This window comes from Bradyrhizobium dasycarpum (assembly GCF_042019905.1).
GTDB classification, from domain to species: Bacteria; Pseudomonadota; Alphaproteobacteria; order Rhizobiales; family Xanthobacteraceae; genus Bradyrhizobium; species Bradyrhizobium japonicum_B.
Map to the genome: position 1 here is coordinate 6,508,669 of NZ_CP169574.1, position 18,682 is coordinate 6,527,350.

17 protein-coding genes and 2 pseudogenes are annotated in these 18,682 nt (G+C 66.1%); 10 read left to right on the forward strand and 9 right to left on the reverse strand.

The window, feature by feature from the left end; translation table 11 throughout:
- Window positions 1-31 precede the first annotated feature (31 nt).
- The 3 genes from ACETMP_RS31035 (at window position 32) to ACETMP_RS31045 (ending at window position 3,256) form a co-directional block, all read left to right on the forward strand.
- Entirely contained in the window at window positions 32-1,456 is a 1,425-nt protein-coding gene (locus tag ACETMP_RS31035) for an FAD-binding oxidoreductase (RefSeq protein WP_375159112.1), read from the forward strand.
- 103 nt (window positions 1,457-1,559) lie between these two features.
- On the forward strand, window positions 1,560-2,843 hold the full coding sequence (locus ACETMP_RS31040) for a Spy/CpxP family protein refolding chaperone (protein ID WP_375159113.1): 1,284 nt from the start codon (window positions 1,560-1,562) through the stop codon (window positions 2,841-2,843).
- A gap of 35 nt (window positions 2,844-2,878) precedes the next feature.
- Complete coding sequence (locus ACETMP_RS31045) at window positions 2,879-3,256, forward strand: hypothetical protein (protein ID WP_375159114.1); 378 nt, start codon at window positions 2,879-2,881, stop codon at window positions 3,254-3,256.
- A 51-nt stretch (window positions 3,257-3,307) separates the two neighbouring features.
- On the opposite strand, the pseudogene ACETMP_RS31050 reads toward ACETMP_RS31045, so the two are convergent.
- A pseudogene (locus ACETMP_RS31050) lies at window positions 3,308-4,782 on the reverse strand (caspase domain-containing protein).
- A 187-nt stretch (window positions 4,783-4,969) separates the two neighbouring features.
- On the opposite strand from ACETMP_RS31050, the gene ACETMP_RS31055 reads away from it, so the two are divergent.
- Window positions 4,970-5,947, forward strand: a complete 978-nt coding sequence (locus tag ACETMP_RS31055) for an NAD(P)-dependent oxidoreductase (protein ID WP_375159115.1) — start codon at window positions 4,970-4,972, stop codon at window positions 5,945-5,947.
- A 1-nt stretch (window position 5,948) separates the two neighbouring features.
- Here the strand turns inward: ACETMP_RS31055 and ACETMP_RS31060 are convergent, their stop codons facing one another.
- On the reverse strand, window positions 5,949-7,115 hold the full coding sequence (locus tag ACETMP_RS31060; RefSeq protein ID WP_375159116.1) for an ABC transporter substrate-binding protein: 1,167 nt from the start codon (window positions 7,113-7,115) through the stop codon (window positions 5,949-5,951).
- 324 nt (window positions 7,116-7,439) lie between these two features.
- Between ACETMP_RS31060 and ACETMP_RS31065 the strand changes: the two are divergent.
- The 4 genes and pseudogenes from ACETMP_RS31065 to ACETMP_RS31080 all read left to right on the forward strand — a co-directional run bounded on the left by ACETMP_RS31065 (window position 7,440) and on the right by ACETMP_RS31080 (window position 14,428).
- Window positions 7,440-9,829 (forward strand): annotated as a pseudogene (locus ACETMP_RS31065) (EAL domain-containing protein).
- Window positions 9,830-9,920: 91 nt separating this feature from the next.
- Window positions 9,921-11,219, forward strand: a complete 1,299-nt coding sequence (locus ACETMP_RS31070; protein ID WP_375159117.1) for an MFS transporter — start codon at window positions 9,921-9,923, stop codon at window positions 11,217-11,219.
- Window positions 11,220-11,375: 156 nt separating this feature from the next.
- Complete coding sequence (locus tag ACETMP_RS31075) at window positions 11,376-13,961, forward strand: EAL domain-containing protein (RefSeq protein ID WP_375159118.1); 2,586 nt, start codon at window positions 11,376-11,378, stop codon at window positions 13,959-13,961.
- A gap of 113 nt (window positions 13,962-14,074) precedes the next feature.
- Complete coding sequence (locus ACETMP_RS31080) at window positions 14,075-14,428, forward strand: hypothetical protein (protein ID WP_375159119.1); 354 nt, start codon at window positions 14,075-14,077, stop codon at window positions 14,426-14,428.
- Window positions 14,429-14,717: 289 nt separating this feature from the next.
- Here the strand turns inward: ACETMP_RS31080 and ACETMP_RS31085 are convergent, their stop codons facing one another.
- The 3 genes from ACETMP_RS31085 to ACETMP_RS31095 form a co-directional block, all read right to left on the reverse strand.
- Entirely contained in the window at window positions 14,718-14,939 is a 222-nt protein-coding gene (locus tag ACETMP_RS31085; RefSeq protein ID WP_375159120.1) for a hypothetical protein, read from the reverse strand.
- A gap of 42 nt (window positions 14,940-14,981) precedes the next feature.
- Entirely contained in the window at window positions 14,982-15,224 is a 243-nt protein-coding gene (locus ACETMP_RS31090) for a transcriptional regulator (RefSeq protein WP_375159121.1), read from the reverse strand.
- Between the two features lie 97 nt (window positions 15,225-15,321).
- Entirely contained in the window at window positions 15,322-15,531 is a 210-nt protein-coding gene (locus tag ACETMP_RS31095) for a cold-shock protein (protein ID WP_028138021.1), read from the reverse strand.
- Window positions 15,532-15,960: 429 nt separating this feature from the next.
- Between ACETMP_RS31095 and rpsU the strand changes: the two genes are divergently transcribed.
- A complete protein-coding gene (gene rpsU / locus ACETMP_RS31100) occupies window positions 15,961-16,236 on the forward strand; it encodes a 30S ribosomal protein S21 (RefSeq protein ID WP_027572522.1) in 276 nt (91 codons plus the stop codon).
- 15 nt (window positions 16,237-16,251) lie between these two features.
- Here rpsU and ACETMP_RS31105 read toward each other — a convergent pair whose 3' ends face one another.
- From ACETMP_RS31105 to ACETMP_RS31115, 3 genes are all read right to left on the reverse strand, one after another.
- Entirely contained in the window at window positions 16,252-16,530 is a 279-nt protein-coding gene (locus tag ACETMP_RS31105) for a DUF1488 domain-containing protein (RefSeq protein ID WP_028138019.1), read from the reverse strand.
- Window positions 16,531-16,650: 120 nt separating this feature from the next.
- Entirely contained in the window at window positions 16,651-16,947 is a 297-nt protein-coding gene (locus ACETMP_RS31110) for a hypothetical protein (protein WP_375159122.1), read from the reverse strand.
- Window positions 16,940-17,206, reverse strand: coding sequence for a hypothetical protein (locus ACETMP_RS31115; RefSeq protein WP_375159123.1), 267 nt, complete (start codon window positions 17,204-17,206; stop codon window positions 16,940-16,942). The genes ACETMP_RS31110 and ACETMP_RS31115 overlap by 8 nt, the downstream gene beginning before the upstream one ends.
- A gap of 370 nt (window positions 17,207-17,576) precedes the next feature.
- Here ACETMP_RS31115 and ACETMP_RS31120 point away from each other — a divergent pair, with 370 nt between their 5' ends.
- Window positions 17,577-17,903 carry a hypothetical protein gene (locus ACETMP_RS31120; RefSeq protein ID WP_375159124.1) on the forward strand — a complete coding sequence of 109 codons (327 nt, stop codon included), beginning with the start codon at window positions 17,577-17,579 and terminating at the stop codon, window positions 17,901-17,903.
- A 97-nt stretch (window positions 17,904-18,000) separates the two neighbouring features.
- Here the strand turns inward: ACETMP_RS31120 and ACETMP_RS31125 are convergent, their stop codons facing one another.
- Window positions 18,001-18,627 carry a TetR/AcrR family transcriptional regulator gene (locus ACETMP_RS31125; RefSeq protein WP_375159125.1) on the reverse strand — a complete coding sequence of 209 codons (627 nt, stop codon included), beginning with the start codon at window positions 18,625-18,627 and terminating at the stop codon, window positions 18,001-18,003.
- Window positions 18,628-18,682 lie beyond the last annotated feature (55 nt).

Consider the following 18,682-nt stretch of genomic DNA (forward strand, 5'->3'; position numbering starts at 1 on the left):
TTGCCACGGTTCTTCTGTCGGGAGGAATTCCGTGGGCACCACCATCACCAATAATCCGCCGCGGCCGGAGCCGAAAGCCCTCGCGAGCGCGCTGGAGCAGCTCGCCGCACGCTTCGGCAACCGCCTCATCACCTCGCAGGCCGTCCGCGAGCAGCACGGCCATACCACCACCTGGCTTCCCAACCAGCCGCCTGACGGCGTGGTGGTGGCGCAGGAGACCGCCGACATCCAGGACGTGGTGCGGATCTGCGCCAAGAACCGTGTCCCCGTCATTCCCTTCGGCACCGGCACCTCGCTCGAGGGCCAGGTCAACGCGCCCGCCGGCGGTATCTCGATCGATCTGCGCGACATGAACAAGGTGCTCGCGGTGCATGCCGAGGACCTCGACTGCGTGATCCAGCCCGGCGTGACCCGCAAGGCGCTCAACGAGCATCTGCGCGACCAGGGTCTGTTCTTCCCGATCGATCCCGGCGCCGATGCTTCGCTCGGCGGCATGGCCTCGACCCGCGCCTCCGGCACCAACGCGGTGCGCTACGGCACCATGCGCGACAGCGTGCTGGCGCTGAAGGTGGTGCGCGGCGATGGCGAGATCATCACCACGGGCACGCGGGCCAAGAAGTCGTCTGCCGGGTACGACCTGACGCATCTGTTCGTCGGCGCCGAAGGCACGCTCGGCATCATCTCGGAATTGACCATCCGCCTGCGCGGCATCCCCGAGACGATCGCCGCCGGTGCGGTGTCGTTCGCGAGCGTGCACGGGGCCTGCCAAGCCGTGATCCTGGCGATCCAGACCGGCATTCCCGTGGCGCGCATCGAGCTGCTCAACACTGCGCAGGTGCGGGCGTGCAACGCCTATTCCAAGCTGACGCTGCCGGAGACGCCGCTGCTGCTGATGGAATTCCACGGCAGCGAGATCGAGGTCGCCGAGCAGTCCAAGGCGTTCGGCGAGATCGCCCGGGATTGCGGCGGCGGCGATTTCTCCTGGACCACCAAGCCCGAGGACCGCACCAAGCTGTGGCAGGCGCGGCACGACGCCTATTGGTCCGTGAAGGCGCTGCGGCCCGGCGACAGCATCGGCGTGGTCGCGACCGACGTCTGCGTGCCGATCTCGCGGCTTGCCGACTGCGTCAGCGAGACCGAGGAGGATCTCAAGCGGCTCAACCTGCTGTCGCCGATCGTCGGCCATGTCGGCGACGGCAATTTCCATTGCTCGCTGGTCTGTGACACCAACGACGCGGACGAGATGGCGCGCGGCGAAGAATTCATGCATCGTCTGGTCGAGCGCGCGCAGGCGATGGACGGCACCTGCACCGGCGAGCACGGCATCGGACAGGGCAAGCAGAAATATCTGAAGGCGGAGCTCGGCCCTGAGGCGCTCGACGCCATGCGGGCCCTGAAGAAGGCGCTCGATCCGCTCAACATCTTCAACCCCGGCAAGATCGTGCCGGAGGCGTAGCGCCGGCCTCAGCCAGAGACCGGGAACTTTCGGCAATGCTGATGGTTCCAATTCCCGCCAATTTCCCATGCCTCGATGGCAGGGCTTTGCGCGGGAGGGTGCGATGGTGCGACCGGTCGTTGGAATTGCCGCGATGGCCCTTGCCTGCATGCTGGCGGGCGCGGCGCTGGCGAAGGGCGGACATGGAGGCGGACATGGCGGGGGCCATGGAGGCGGGCATGGCGGCGGCCATCACGGTGGCGGACATGTCCGTGGCCACGGTCACGCGCATGTTGGCGGCCATCATCGCGGCATGCGGTTTACCGGCGGTGCCCGACGCGGCGGCCCCAATTTCGGTCGGATCCGCAATGCCGCGATCCGGCCGGCCAACTTCCGCAACGCCCTGAACGCCAGCGCATTCCGCAATGGCCGGCTGATCAGCAATCCGGCGGCGCGTGCGCAGCTCGCCGCAGCCGCCGCACTGGCCGGCTGGAGCGGCGCAAGCAGCGGCTGGTGGCAACATGCAGGTGGCGGCTACGGCTGGGTCGGGCCGCTGTTCTGGCCGTTCGCCTACAACGACCTCTACGACTACACGATCTGGGGCGACGGGCTCGGCTTCTGGGGTTACGGCTACCCGGACATCTATGCCGGAATATTCGGCCCCTACGGCTATGATCGCCTGTCGGCCTATCTGCCGCAGCAGCCGCAGGGTCGACGGCGGGCCCGCAGCGCGCCGCTCGATCACCTCTGCGGCAGCGACCGCCGTGCCATCGCCGGGCTGCCGATCGATCAGATTGCATCCGCGGTGCAGCCGACCGATGCGCAGGGCGCCGCTCTGGATGCGCTCGGCAACGCCTCCGTCGACGCGGCAGCGCTGATCCGCACGTCCTGTCCGACGCAGGCCGCCGCGACGGCGCCCGGCCGGCTCGCGGCGATGCAGCAGCGCATCGAGGCGATGCAGAAGGCGGTCGACCTGGTCCAGCCTGCGCTCGACCAGTTCTATGGCTCGCTCAACGACGAACAGAAGGCGCGCTTCAATGCGCTGGCCGAGGATCAGCGTCGTGCGAACAATGCGAGCGGATCGTCGGTGCAGACCTGCAGCGTGCCCGCCGCATTCGATTGGCCCGGCGCCACGATTGAGGAAAGACTTCGCCCCAGCGACACCCAGCGCGCGGCGCTCCAGGTGCTGCAGGATACCAGCACAAGGGTCAGCGCCTCGCTGAAGGCGGCCTGCGAGCCCAATGAGGTGATGACACCGCCGGCCCGGATGGCCACAATCCGCAAGCGGCTCGAGGCTATGCTGGACGGGATCAGGTCGGTGCGCGCGGCGCTCGAAGATTTCTATGCCACGCTCAACGACGAGCAGAAGGCGCAGTTCGAGGCGATCGGGCCGCGCCGCACGTCGTAAACGGCGCAAGCCAACGAAGACCATTGGTGGGGGCAATGAAGTGGTTCGCAAGGCGGCAGCCGGCCGACATCTGGGATGAGCCGATCCGGGGGCCGATCGGCGACATCGAGGCGGCGGAGCGCATTCGTCACATCTGCGAGGCTGCGAAAGCAGGCGCGGAGGCCGTCGGAGGCTCCGCACGGACTGCCAAGCGCGAGCGTGAGCGTGAGCGCTACGAACGTGCCGCCCGCGTCGCGATGGAAATCGCGATGAAGATCGCAGACGATCTGATGCGCGACGATGCGGTCCGCCGCATCGTCGACCTCTGCATGAAGGCCGACGACGCCAAGACCGCGCAGATCCTGTTTCGCGCGATTCAGGCCGGCTGGGTCCGCGAGGCCCTCCAGCGTGACCATCCGGCATTATCGCAATAAAACCGGCTCGCGTGTGGCGCGAGCCGGTGTGGTGAGGATGCGGGGGTCGGCTCAGTACCTGCGGTTGTAGTCGCCGCGATAATGGTCGCCGCCGCCGCGGCTGCCCATTCCCATGCCGATGCCGATCCCGATGCCGACGCCCTGCATGATGGCGCCGGGCGGCGGGCCGGGAGGCGGGGCGCGCTCGTAGACCACTTCGTCGGGCGGAGGCCGGCGCTTCGGCGGCGTCTCGACCATCTTGCGCTTTGGCGGCGTGTCGTCGACGCGCTTCTTGATCACGGGCGCGACGCTCGGATTGGCCGGCGTTGCCGGTGCCGTCGGGGCCGAGCACGGGCAGGTCGGAGCCATCGCGACCGCGACCGGGGTCGCTGCGGCGGCGACGGGCACGCCATAATTGCGGTTCTGCACGCGCAGCAGCAGCCGGCGCGCGGTCGCGGCGAGATCGCTGTTGTCCCAGTTGGCCAGATAAGCCTCGAACGAAGCGCGGGTGTTGATCGCGGTGGCGCGCTCCCAGGCCAGCATCTGCCGACGCCGTTCCAGCACCGTGCGCAGGCGCGGCGTGCGGGTGTCCTGGGCGTACAGCTCGATATAGGCCTGATACGCCTCCACGGTGTCCTCGGTGATCACGAGCTCATAGGCGGCCATGGCCGGCTTGCCCTGCAAGGTCTTGCGCCAGTCCTCGACGCTGCGCGTGCCGCCGGCGAGCGCCATCGCGGATGCGCCGGGAACGGCGGGCGTGCTGCCGCTGCTCTCGCCGAAGAACCTGAAGTCGGTGGTCAGCGAGGAGCTTTCCCACGGGATCTGCCGTCCGTCGGTCGATTGCGCGACGGCGACGCGGATGCGCTTGAACACTTCCTCGATCGGCAGATTGGGCTGCTTGGCGATGGTCAGCGCGGCCGCGGTGTAGGGGCTGTCGATGCCGTTGCCGTCCTCGGCTTCGGCGCCGGGCGAGGTCGAATAGGAGATGAAGGAGCCGGGCGCGCCGGCCTTGGTGTCGACGATCGCAAGGCCGTGGCCGGCGCCGCTCAGCGCCGGGAACGGATTGTTGCGGCAGGCATCGAGCATGAAGATGGCGCGCGTGTCGGTAGCGCGCCGAGCGTGTTGAGCAGGTCGTTGAGGCGCACGCCCTGGAGCGGAATGTCGGCCTCGCGCTTGGGGTCGAGGTCGACCGGGACGAGATAGTTCTCGCCGTCGATTTGCAGACCGTGGCCGGCATAAAACACCAGCGCGACGGTGTCGGCGCCGCTGGCGCCGACCTTGCCGGCGAAATCCGAAATCGCCGCGCGCATTTCATTCTGTCCCAGATTGGCCGCCGTGGTGACGGTGAAGCCGGCATTGCCGAGCAGCTCCGTCATGCCCTTGGCGTCGTTGGCGGCGTTGGGCAGCTCGGGCACGGTGCGATAGGCGGACTGGCCGATCACCAGCGCTAGCCGCGCTTCGGCCGCGGCCTCCGTCGGCGTCATCAACTGGGCGAGGGCGAAAAAACCGGATGCAACGAGCATATTGGAAAAGACTGGGTGGCGCATGATGTCACCTCCAACGGCAATACGCGCGATGATGTCACTTTTCCTAGGGGGCCGCCATCTATCCGTCTGTGCGCTGGGTCACGCTGCGCGCTGCGGCAAATTGTGACAGGATGCCTGCCTCAGCTGGCGTTGTGCCAGGTTTCGACGGTCGCTGCCGCGGGCATTCGGTGATGGAAGGAGTCCCGTCGTGAAGGTTCTGCTTGCTCACACGCCAGAGATGCGGCGCAACTATTACGGCGACCGCAGCTTGAACGGTCTGCGCGCGGCCGCCGAGGTGATCCTGCACGACAGCGACGAACCCCTTGACGCCGCCGGCCTCGTGCAGGCCGCGAAAGGCGCCGACATCATCGTCGCCGATCGCATGACCGAAGGCCGTGGCCGGATCTTCGCCGAGCTGCCGCATCTGCGCGCCTTCGTCCGCTGTGCCGTCGATATCCGCAACGTCGATGTGGAAGCGGCCTCGAAGGTCGGCGTGCTCGTCACCCGCGCCGGTCCCGGCTTCGTGCAGGCCGTCGCCGAGCTCGCGCTCGGCTTCATGGTCGATCTCTCCCGCGGCGTGTCGCGAACGACGGCGGACTACCAGGCCGGCCGCAAGCCGGAGGCGCGGATGGGCCGCCAGCTTGCCGGCAGCACGATCGGCATCATCGGCTACGGCAGCATCGGCCGCTATCTCGCCGGGGTCGCAAAGGTGCTGCGCATGGAGGTTCTGGTCTCCGACCCCTTCGCCGATGTCAGCGATGCCGCGATCCGGCAGGTCGGCCTCGACCAGCTGCTCGCGGCATCGGATTATGTCGTCTGCCTTGCGATCGCCAACGAGCAGACCGAGAATCTGGTCAATGCGGCGGCGCTGGCGCGCATGCAGAGGCATGCGTTCTTCATCAATCTCTCGCGCGGCAATCTCGTCGACGAGCCGGCGCTGGCGCAGGCGTTATTGGAGAACCGGATCGCCGGTGCAGCGATCGACGTCGGCCGCGCGCCTGACCAGATGCCGACACCCGAGTTGGCGAAGCTTCCGAACGTGATCGCCACCCCGCATGTCGGCGGGCTGACGCCACAGGCAATCGAATATCAGTCGCTGGAAACCGTGCGGCAGGTCGAAGCGATCGTGAAGGGCGAGGTGCCGCCGGGCGCCGTCAACGCCGAGCACTGGACGCGGCGGCCATGAACTACAGCCGGTCCATCGCCTTGAACGTCCCGTCCTTCTGGATCACCGTCAAGAACACCTTCGGCGGCGCGTCGATCATGCGGACGCCGACGTCGACAATGCTGCCGCTGATGTCGAAGCGGCCGACATCGTTGATGGCGCGCAGCAGGCTTGCGCGGGTCGGCTCCGGTCCGGCCCGTTCCAGCGCTGCGGCCGCGAGGCGGCCGGAGAGGTAGCCTTCCAGCGATACGAAGTCCGGTGTCTGCGTCGGATCGACCGCCTTCTGCGCCGCCTGATAGTCGGCGACGAGCTTGAGCGAGCGGTCCCATGGAAATGGCACGACCTGCGAGACGATGACACCTTCGCCCTCGGGGCCGAGCTCCCTGGCGAGTGCAACGGCGCCGACGAAGGAGATGTTGACGAAAGTCGGATAGAAGCCGCTGCGGTGCGCGAGCTTGATGAACTCCGCGCAGGGACCATAGGTCCCGACCATCACGATGGCCTCGGGCTCGGCGCGCTTGATCGTTCGCCAGGCGGCCTTGACGGCACGGGTGTTGCGCTCGAAGGTGCCTTCGGCGGCGAGCTCGAGGCCGCGCCTGGCGAGCGCGCGCTTCACACCGGTCAGACCGTCGCGGCCGAAGGAATCGTCCTGGTAGAAAATGCCGATGCGGGTGAAGTGGCGATCCTCGGTGAGGTGCTTGATCCACGCTTCGGCCTCCGCACCATAGCTCGCACGGATGTTGACGACGTTCGTGAGTTCGAGATCGCGCAGGAATTCGGCACCGCTGAACGGGCCGATGAAGGGAACGTTCCTGGCGCTGGTGATCGGAATTGTCGCCATCGCGGTCGGCGTGCCCACCGCGCCGATCAGCGCGAACACCTTGTCGTCCTCGATCAGCCGCAGCGTCTCGGCCGCCGAACGATCGGGATCGTAGCCGTCGTCGCGGCTGATGAGCTGGAGCTTGCGGCCGTGCACGCCACCCTTGGCATTGATCTCGGTGAATGCTGCGACGATGCCTTGCCGCATGCGTTGCCCGAGCGCGGAGGAGGGACCTTCCAGCGCGGCGGCCTGGCCGAACAGGATCGCATCCCCGCTGACGCCGGCCTCCTCGGCCCCGGCCGCCAGCGTGGTCGCTGCCATGAGCACGCAGGTCAGGATCACGGATCTCGTCGATCGAAATCGATGCATCGGGGCCTTGCCGGATAGTTGAGAAACCTTCCGCAACATATCCCCGCGAGCCTGAACAGCTGGCTAATCGGCACCGTGTCGGCGCCCCGTAGGAGTCCGGGCAAACTCGGCAACTTGTCTCCACTGTGCCGGATGGTTCGCGCACTTCGTTAACTAATCCGTGCGTTGCGGGACGATCCGGTTCCCAAATTGTGCAGTTTCTTAACCGCGGTCTTGTTCCGATAGCCGGACCGATGCCTCAACCAGAGGTTCGGCTTGTCGCGGGATAGGGGACGGCGGCTTCGAGATGGGCGGTACGATCAGCACGATCAGGATCGGAGGCGTATGACCGGATGGTGGCGTGCCGCGCCGCTGCTCGGGCTGTACCGCCCCGCGCTCGTCGCGGTCGGCGTCGGTCTTCTGTTCTCGGTCGTCGGCGCGGCCGCCGTGGCGCGGTGGGAAGATCGCGTCAACAGGATCGAGTTCGAGAACGCGGCCGAGACGGAAGCGATCGTCATGCAGAACGGCATGGGCGAATACATATCGAGGCTGCTCGCTCTGCGCACGCTGTTCGAATCGACCAACGACGAAGTTACGCGCAGCGAGTTCGAGACCTTCAGTGCCCGCCTGTTCGAACGCCATCCCGGCATGCTGCGCGTGGCCTGGGTGCCGCGCGTCAACCGCAAGGAGCGCTCCGATTACGAGGCCGCGGCGATCACGGACGGCGTCTCCGGCTATCGCATCAAGTCGCTCCAGGGCGAGAGCTTCGCGACGGCGCCGCAGAGCGACGAATATTTTCCGGTGTTCTATTCGACCCAGCCCAAGACCTCGTCGGTCTACGGAATGGACTACGCCACCGTTCCGGAGCGCCGCGCGATTCTGGAGCGCGCGCGCGACCACGACAGCGTCGCAGCCATCCGCACCCGCCTGTTCGAACCGAGGAGGGAGGCCGGCTGCCCGACGTCCTCGTTGCCGTTCCCGTCTACGCCAAGGGGACGTCGCGCGAGACGATCGCGGACCGGCGTCGCAATCTTGCCGGCTTCGTGGTCGGAATCTTCGACCTGCCGCTGCTGATTCAGGCCATTCGCGTGACCACCGGAGCAAGCCCCGCGGTCAGCATCAACGTCTATCCGCCCTTCACGGGGCAGATCGTCACCCTGGAGCAGATGCTGCCGGACTATTCGTCGGCGACAAGGGCGCCGCAGTCGATGCGGGACGTTACCCGGACGCTGCACTGGTCGGGCGGCCTCAAGATCGGCGATACCGATTGGCAGGTGCGGGCCGTTCCCACCGCCGGCGGTCCGCTGGAGACGACTTACGATCGCGCGAGCGCGGTGCTGATCGTCGGCATGCTGCTCACGCTGTCGCTGTCGACCTATCTCATGCTGGCGAGCCGCAATTCGCGACGGCTGTCACTGGCCAACCGGCGGGTGCTCGAGCTCGCCCAGACCGACGTCCTGACCGGCCTGCCGAACCGCGCCTTCTTTCTCGGCCGGCTCGACGAGATGAACAACCAGCTGGGGGTGCGGGGACCGCCGTTCTCGATCCTGATGCTCGACCTCGACCGCTTCAAGAACGTCAACGACTCCCTCGGTCACGGGGCCGGCGATGCGCTGCTGCGCCAGGTGGCACAGCGGCTGAAATCCGCATTGCGCGCCACCGACGTGCTGGCGCGGCTCGGTGGCGACGAGTTCGCCGTCATCCAGGAAGCCGGTGCAGATCAGCGCGCCTGTGCGACCGAGCTGGCGGCGCGGATCGCCAAGCTGTTGACCGAACCGTTCCTCCTGCCCGGCCACCGCGTCGAGATCGGCACCAGCATCGGCATCGCCATCGCGCCGGATCACGGCAGCGATCAGGAGCAATTGCTGAAGAAGGCGGACCTTGCGCTCTATCGCTCGAAATCGGCGGGCCGCAATTGCTTCACCGTCTACGACGAGGCGATGTCGGCCGAGCTGGAGGCCCGCAACACGCTGGAGGGCGATCTGCGCGATGCCATCGCGCGGTGCCAGCTGGAGGTGCATTACCAGCCGTTCATCGACGCCCTCAGCGGGGCGCGTCGCGGCTTCGAGGCGTTGGTGCGCTGGCGGCATCCGACGCGCGGCCTGATCCCGCCGGACCAGTTCATCCAGCTTGCGGAGGAGACCGGGCTGATCGTGCCGCTCGGCGAATTCGTGCTGCGGCGCGCCTGCGCGGATGCGGCAGGCTGGCCCTCCGATCTGTCGGTCGCCGTTAACCTGTCGCCGATCCAGTTCAAGGAAGCCGAGCTGTTCGAGATGATCGGCGCGGCGCTCGCGGATTCCGGCCTGCCGCCCCAGCGACTGGAGATCGAGATCACCGAATCCGTCCTGCTGGAGCGGGGCAGCGAGAACCACGCCTTCATGGAGCGGCTCAAGCGTCTCGGCATCGAATTCGCGCTCGACGATTTCGGCACCGGCTATTCCTCGCTCAGCTATCTGACCGCGTTCCCGTTCGACAAGATCAAGATCGACAAGTCGTTCATCCGCAATCTCACGCATCAGCCGCGCAGCGCCGCCATCATCTCCGCGATCGTGACGCTGGCGCGCGGGCTCGACATGTCGGTGACGGCTGAAGGCGTCGAGACCCGCGAGGAGTACGAGCGGCTGAAGGCGCTCGGCGTCAATTTCGCCCAGGGCTATCTGTTCGGCCGCCCGCAGCCGATCGAGCGGATCCTGTTCGACGCCCCCGTCAAACGGTCACGGCGCGACGCCGCCTGAGCGCGCGGCGCGACGGGCATGCACGAAAAGCGCTTGACCTGAGCACCCCCGGATGGTCGGAAGGACCGTCCAGGGATGAAACAACCACATCATGCGGCTTCCGTTCTTCTACGGCTGGGTCGTGGTCGCCGTGACCTTCGTCACCATGGCCATCGGCGTCAACGCGCGTACCGCCTTTTCGCTGTTCTTTCCGCCCATCATCTCGGAGTTCGGCTGGGAGCGCGGCGTGACGGCCGGCGCCTTCTCCTTCGGCTTCGTGGTGTCGGGCGTCGTCAGCCCGCTGATCGGCCGCCTGATGGACCGCGCCGGACCGCGCGCGGTGATGGAGCTCGGGGTGGTGCTGATGGGCGGCGGCTTGCTGCTTGCGCCGCTCACCACCGCGCCTTGGCATCTCTATGTCACCATCGGCGTCATGGTCGGTGCCGGCTCGGTGTGCCTCGGCTATTCCGGCCAGTCGCTGTTCCTGCCGAACTGGTTCATCCGCAAGCGCGGCTTCGCCATCGGCATCGCTTTCGCCGGCGTCGGCATCGGCTCGGTAACGCTGCTGCCATGGGTGCAGCACATGATCGAAGCGACCGGCTGGCGCACCGCCTGCACCGCGATGGGCCTGCTCATCCTGATCGTGCTGGCGCCGGTGAACCTGCTGCTCCACAGGCGCCCGCAGGACATCGGCCTCGAGCCGGACGGCGATGCCGCCCCGGCCGCGGGCGGTGCCCAACCGGTCTCCAACGTCGTCGATCCCGTTTGGGTCAATACCGACTGGACGCTGAAGCGGGCCGTCGCGACCGCGCGCTTCTGGTGGATCGCGCTAGGTTATTTCTCCGGCCTGTACATCTGGTACGCGGTGCAGGTGCACCAGACCAAGTTCCTGCTCGACATCGGCTTCAGCTCTTCCGTCGCGGTGTGGGCGCTCGGCACGGTCAGCCTGCTCGGCATTCCCGGGCAGATCGCGCTGGGCCATGTCTCCGATCGCATCGGACGGGAGTGGGTCTGGGCGATCAGCTGTGCGGGCTTCGTGATCTGCTTCGCCGCGCTGATCGGCTTGAAGTATCAACCCTCGCTCTGGCTCGTCTATCTGATGGTGCTCGCACAAGGCGCCCTCGGCTACGGTCTCACCTCGATCATGGGCGCGGTGGTTTTCGAGATTTTCCAGGGCAAGCACCAGGGCAGCATCTTCGGCACCATCATGCTGGCCGCGCTCGCGGGCGGAGCGGCCGGACCATGGCTGACCGGCTTGCTCCATGATCGCACCGGCGACTACACGCTCGCCTTCAGCCTCGCGATCATCGTGAGCGGATTGTCGGCGCTCGCGATCTGGCGGGCATCGCCGGGCAAGGTGAGGGCGGTGGCCGGCCGGCTGCACAAGCCGCAGAGCCGAACCGCTGAGTGAGTTGCGGGCACACACCGCATTACCTGCGCTACTTTTGCCGAATGTTAAGCATGTCGCGCTTGGCAGGTGCGCGGAGGATTTTCAAAAACGTCTTGGACACCATCGGAGCGTAGCTTCGGGGCGATTGCCGCTTCTTCCCGATGTTCCCGGTCCCCAATGTCTGCCTCCGATCATCTTGCGACAGAAACTCCGGACGTGCTGTTGGCCGCACTTGACCGCGCCGACGATGGCGTCGTCATTGTCGATGGTGCGCACCGCATCACGCATTTCAACGCCAGTGCGGAACGGATCTGGAAGCTTGCGCGAACCGACGCGCTCGGCCGCGATGCCGAAATTCTCACCCTCAAATGTCTCCTGGCCGATCCGGTCGCGGAATTCCGCGACGAGATCAGCCTCGTGCGGCACGACGGCAGCCGGATCCGTGCGGCGATATCGCTCTCGTCCATTGCGCATGACGGCGCGACCCATCGCGTCGTGTTCGCGCGCGACGTCACCGCGGATGCCGAGCGCCGGGCCAGAATCGGGCTTCTCCACGCCGTTGCCGATCAGAGCAACCGGGCGGTGATCATCGCCGACACCGAGCAGAACATCGTCTACGTCAACTCGGCCTTCACGACGCTGTTCGGCTACAGCAGCGGCGAGGCCGAGGGCCACCGGGCAGATGAGCTCATCGCCGGTCGCCACACCGACCGCAAGGCGATCGCAAAGCTGGTCGAGCGTCTGATGCGTGGCGGCCGCCGCGGCGAGGCCGAAGTGCTCGCCTACGACAAGCACGGCGAGGAGATCTGGGTCTGGGCCCGTATCGACGCGTTCCGCGACAGCAAGGGCCGGGTCAAGCACATCCTCGCGCTGATCGAGGACATCACCGAGACCAGGCAATTGCGCTCGCTGCAGCAGCTCATCATGGCCTCGCTCGCGGACGAAGTCCCGATTGCCGACATCGCCGACAGGCTGTGCCGCCGCGTCGAGCAGATCGCGCCCGACGTCGTCTGCTCGCTGCTCCACGTCGATGCCGCCGGCCTGCTCCACCCGCTCGGCGGTCCCTCTCTGCCGGAGGAATATTCCCGCGCATTGGACGGCATTGGGATCGGCCCGAATGTCGGCTCCTGCGGCTCCGCCGCCTTCTACGGCGAGCCGGTGCTGGCGACCGACCTCGAGACCGACGCCCGCTGGCAGCCCTACAAGGCCATGCCGCTCGGGGTCGGCCTGCGCGCCTGCTGGTCGACACCGGTCAAGGCCAAGGACGGCCGCGTCATCGCGACCTTCGCCTTCTACTATCGCGAGCCTCGCGCGCCGAGCAACTGGCACCGGCGCATCGTCGAGGCCTGCGTCAATCTCGGCGCCTTCGCGATCGAACGCAAGGAGGCCCGCGCCGAGATCGCGCGGCTCGCCTATCACGACATCCTCACCGGCCTGCCGAACCGCGCGCAGCTGCGCCACCTGATCACCACCGCGATCGGTGCCTGCCCGACCGGCAGCCATGTCGCGCTGGCCTTCCTCGACGTCGACCATTTCAAGGACGTCAACGACACGCTCGGTCACGCGGCCGGCGACGAGCTGCTGGTCCAGCTCGCCCAGCGTCTGCGCGAGCAGATCGGGCCCGAAGACATGCTGGGACGGCTCGGCGGCGACGAATTCGTCATCCTGCTGCCGCGGCGCAATGCCGAGGGCGCCGCGCGCGTCGCGGCTGACATCACGGAGGCGCTGGCTGCCCCCTTGAGGCTCGGATCGAAGCTGATGCCGATGTCGGCCAGCATCGGCATCAGCCTCTATCCCGACCATGCCACCGACATCGACACGCTGATGCAGCAGGCCGACGTGGCCATGTACATGGCCAAGCAGGCCGGACGCTCGACCTATCGCATCTTCAGTGCCGAGATGAACGGGCTCACCGAGCAGCGCCTGGCGCTGATCGCGGCGCTCCGCCGCGCCGTCGCGGAAGGCGCGCTGAGCCTGAGCTACCAGCCGCAGATCCGCAGCTGCGACGGCGCGATCCACGGCGTCGAGGCGCTGTCGCGCTGGCACGATGCCGTGCTCGGCGACGTCTCGCCGGCAAAGTTCATTCCGCTCGCGGAGGAGTGCGGCCTGATCGAGCACATCGGCCTGTGGTCGGTTCGCGAGGCCTGCCGGCAGATGGCGAGCTGGCGCCGCGCCGGCCTCAACATTCCCTGCGTGTCGGTGAACCTGTCGCCGATCAATTTCCGCAACGTCACGCTCGCCGCGCGGCTCAAGGACGTCCTCGCCGAATACGACCTGCCGGCGGACGTCCTGATGCTGGAGATTACCGAGGGCGCGTTCATGCAGGACAGCGTCGCCGCGCTGGAGACGATGAACGCGATCCGCGAACTCGGGGTCGGGCTCGCGGTGGACGATTTCGGCACCGGATATTCCAGCCTCAGCCGCCTTGCGCATCTGCCGATCCGCGAACTCAAGATCGACCGCAGTTTCATGCGCGACATCGAGCGCGACGCGGGTGCGCTCGCCATCGCCACGGCCGTGGTGCGCGTCGGCCAGGGCCTCGGCATGACCGTTGTCGCCGAGGGTGTCGAGACCGAGGGCCAGCGCAAGACGCTGGCCGAGCTCGGCTGCGACGTCGTGCAAGGCTTTCTCTACGCCCCCGCGCTTCCACCCGTCGCGTTCGAGCGCTGGCTGATCGAGCACTGCGCCGAGCAGGCGAGGTCGATGCTGGGGAAGCTCGATGTCGCGCCGAGCGGTCCCCGCGCGGTGAGGCGGTCGGCATAATCGATTGCTTTCTGGCGATATTCCCGGCAATTAGGAACGCATCGGCAGATCGGCGGTTTGCTTGAGTGATACCTGCCGGAGGGGCGCCACGCCGTATCCAGTCTGGAGAGTGCATGGCTGCGACGAAAAGACCGGAAAATGCCACCGCCTTGGTTCATTCGGCAGGTTTTCGGCCTTCGCAATCGCTGCTCAGAGCCATCACCGCATGGATGGCGCTTCAGGACGAAAGACCCAGCCTGTCCCAGGCAATAGGTCGCTTGGTAGAGCTGGGACTTGCGCACACCGACGAGGATCGACAGAAGCTGCGCGCCCGCGAGATGGCTGGGGATGCGATTGATCGCATGGCGGACCCCGCCACGACGGCCGATGATCGGGCGATCCGCAAGCGGGTTCTGCTCGATGGACCCAAGGAATTCGATCGCGTGCGAATTGATCGAGCCAAGCGGAGCAAGCCGGTTCAGGAATAAGGCGAGCACAGGGGCCCGGGGGACTTCGAGCCGCTAGAAGCATAGAGGACGTCAGATGAAACCGCATTCACCATCGCGTGCAGCGAACGAGGCGAACAGCCACTTCAAACAGGCCGCGCCGAAGCCGGCGACCGATTACGAGAAGGCTGAACAGGCTTTCCAGACAAATCGGGAGCGGCTGAAGGCCGAACGGCTGGCGAGGGAGGCTGAACAGCGGAGCCGGTCCGAGAGGACGCCTTAGGCGCCGCACTTCTCCTGCGACAAGCGCCATACGGTCGCGGCGCTGCAGCTAAAGCATGGAAAGCACGACGACCCCGTCTTGGAGCTCGCCTGAAGCAAGCCGTTCCCGCGCCATGCGCTCGAACTCGGTTCGATGCTTCTGCAGATAGCTGAAAGCCTGCTTCTGCGTGTTGAATGTCGTGGCAAGCTGGCACATCTGCCGATTGGCGCCGGATGCGAGAAAGAAGGTGATGATTCCGTGGTCTGGCTTGATTCTAGGCACGATCTGCACCCTCCGGCATGTGATCGGCTCCTTGAGGCCGCAGCTTGAAGATTATCGTGCCGGCTTCTTCGAGCGCTTCTTGGGCGCCGGCGCCGGCAAAGCCAGCCGAACAGCTTCGTCAGCCGCCTCCTTGGCCTCGCGCGCGGCTCGCAGCCGCGCCATGTTCTTGCGAACTTCGATGGCCTGCCGTTCGGCGTCGGCCATTGCCCGCGCTCCGTCTTCAGCAGCCACGCGGCGACGATCGGATCGCGCGACGCTTTCGGGTGACGGCTCTGCCGGTTTCTTGGTGCTCATCGTCCACCCGGCTCCGCAAACGACTAAACCCGCTCAATCCTGGGATTGAGCGGGCAGGGCGACCGTTTCAGTACATCCGTGAAACGGCGCCACGATATCAAGCCAGCGAGAGATTCTCAGCGCTGACCTTGCCTCGCATCTTGTCGGTCTTGACCTCGAAATTGACCTGCTGGCCCTCTCCGAGACCTGCAAGACCAGCCCGTTCAACGGCGCTGATGTGAACGAACACATCGTTGCCGCCGTCGTTCGGCTGAATGAAACCGAAGCCCTTTTGGCCATTGAACCACTTGACCGTACCTGTCGTCATCTTCTTCTCCAAAGCGCGAAAGCGCATCCCGCGCGACAATCACGCGGTCATCTTCAACTTCGTCGATGTCTTTGGAAAAGGAGCCCGCGGGCGCATTCAACAAGGCACAGCGGCTAATCGAACGTCTTCTATATATATGATCTCCAGGATTTTGCAAGGAGCCGGGCCAGTTTGTTTCCGAAACACCCGATTCGGCTGTTCCGATCGAGGCGCTTGGCGTGGAATCTATCGATCTGGCAGCAGGACGTTAGCGATTGACAGCGCTGCATGACAATGATCACGGTGTCTGATCGCCGTGACAAGCAGACCTGCGTCCGAAGCCGCGACCAATGTCGCAGCTGCTACCCTCAAAATTCACAATGAAGCTCCTGCGCAATTGGCTGCCTGCAGGACGTGTCGCCCTTCGCAGCCCCCGGTCGGGAGGAACAATTGCACGTACTCGTCAGAGACAACAACGTCGAGCAGGCACTCCGCGTTCTCAAGAAGAAGATGCAGCGCGAGGGCGTCTTTCGCGAAATGAAGCAGCGGCGCTCGTATGAAAAGCCGTCCGAGCGAAAGACACGCGAGAAATCCGAAGCCATTCGTCGCGCGCGCAAGCTGGCCCGGAAACAAGCGATCAGAGAGGGGTTGCTGCCGGCGCCGCCGAAGAAGAAGCCCTTCGAACGCAAGCCGCCCTTGCCGGAGATCAAGGCGCGGGCGGAGTAGAGAGAGCTGCCGTCGCTATGACCTGAAATCGATGCCGCGCAGCACGATGCCCGGCGGCGTTCCTTCGAACTCCGTCGCGTGATACTTGCTCGCCGCGCGTGCTTCGATGCGGTCGCGCAGGCGGGTGAACTGGGCCTCCCGCTGCTCGGGCTTGACTTGGGGGCCACGCTCGAGATCGTCCATCGCTGAGGTCGAGACGGCGCAAGGAATCTCCCTGGTGCCGTCATGCATCGAGAACCGGACGATCATCCGGTCGTATTCGTGGCTGATAAAGCGGCCGCTGGTCAATGTCATGGCGTGCTCCGTTGCGTGATTGCCAGGCACGATCGCCCCCTCTCAAATCAGCGCGGGGACCGGCCGCCTGCGTTCCCGTCGCGCATGGCACGTTGAGAATGCAGGCGGCGGTCGTTCGCCTCAGCTCTCCCCCGACAGCCGGGCAAAATCGTCGAACAGCGCCGCCACCAGCGCGCGATGGCGCGTGTCCTCGGCGGGCAGGCTCGCGGCATAGAGGTTGAGCAAATGACGGGCTTTCACCGCGGCCTCCGGCCAGGACGCGGCGGGCACCGTCATCATGCGGTGCTCGAGATCGGCCTCGCGCTCGCGCAGCTCTCTGGTGTTGGCCTCGACCTCAGCCAGCGCGCGGCGCAGGTCGGTGGCCTTCTGTGCGGCCATGCCGCGGTGCTTGTCGAGGTCCACGGGATGATCAGTCATTGGCAATGCTCGCGTCTGCGGCTTGCGCGTTCGCCAGATCGACCGAGCCGATTGGCAGCATCTCCATCACGCCGCCGGCGCCTTCGGCGGGCACCGTGATCATCGTGGCAATGCGGCGATAGGCGGCGAAGGTCAGGCCCTCGATCGATTCCTCCTCGGTGACGACCTCATAGGCGCCGGCCGGTAACACGCGGTCGATGCCGCGCATGCGGAACGGATGCCTGAACGTGACGGTTTCGCGCCGCGAGCGGATGGTCATGCACGCCTGCCTTTCGCAAGTGAAGCCCCAACCGGTGCCGGCCGTTGCGAGCATGCGCCCTTGGCGCGGCAATTGCCAGCACTATCGTCGCCGCGCAGCAGACGGCGGTGTCACGGCGCGACAAACACGCGCGAGGCATTTAAACGCTCGCTATCGCCTCAGTGCGGGCGTAAGATCGCCGTCATCACCGCACGTTTCACGGCTTCGACCGGTGACTGAGGGTCACGTGTGCTCCCGCCGAAGGCTTCGCAGGAGCGTTCGATGTCGCCTGTTCGCATCTCGGAATGGGCCGTGCCGCCGGTGATCGTTCCACTGTTCCTTCTGCTTCTCGTGTGCGGAGCTGCCATCCTCAATGGGTAGGGCGATACGCGTGCCGTACCTGGTCAGTGGGACCAACGAATACGGCAGTTCCAATCTGGGCCGCGGCACCGCGGCGGTCGCGCTGCGTCTCGCGCGAAGGCTGCTGCGTGAAGGCTACATGGATGTCAGGGTCTGCACCCCGCGCGGACTTGTCCTGCAACCCGATGAATTCGACCAACTTGAACCGGCAAAGGAGAGCGACATGGCCAAGGGCCAACAACGCGGCAACCGCGAAGTCAAGAAGCCGAAGAAGGAAAAGTCCAAGGTCATCGCCGCGGCCCCGAGCCGCAAGGAAGCCGCCTGGCAGCCGGATTTCGGACCTGCAAAGAAGAAGTAGGCGAACTGCAGCTCATCAGCGTGGATGGGTCTGGCGCCGCGACGAAGGCGCTCGGCCATATGTCGCAGCCGCATTCGAGATGAAGCCGGCTTGCGCCTTATGAAGATGTACTCTGGCTCGCCGCCAATCCCGTCCGGCGCCGCAGATCGGTGATCGCGCGCAGAAAGCTGTCGGCCGGCGTGGTCTCGGGATCGATCAGCCGGTGCAGGCGGAAGCCGTCCTCCAATGCGAGCACGACGGAGGCCATCCAGGGCGGGTTCAGATTGCTGTTCTTGCCGTTGCTCTTCAGCGTGGCCTCGACGATGTCGGCGACCAGCTTGCGGCGCGCGCGCAGGCGTTTGGCGAGCTCGGGCCGGCGCTTCTCGGCGCGCGCGACGAACAGGATCATCTCGATGTGCAGCAGCGGGGAGCGGCCGAGCGGATCCTGCCGCGTGCGGTCCATCGCCTTCAGCGCGGCGATGAAATCGTCGAGATTGTCGTGCTGGGCGAGGATGTCCATGTTGCGCCGGATCGACTGCTCGACATGGTCCTCGAGCATGGCGATGATCAGCTCGTCCTTGCTCTTGAAGTTCGAATAGAACGCGCCGCGGGTGAAGCCCGCCGCCGCCGCGATCGCCTCGATGCTGGCGCCGCCGATGCCGTCCTGTTCGAACACGCGCGCGGCCGCCTCGAACAGTTTGTCGCGCGTATCGTCCCTGGTCGGCCTGGTTCTCACCCTTGACATCGGAGCAGGGTAGGGCAGAATGCAACTCGATACAACAATGTATCGAGTTGATAAT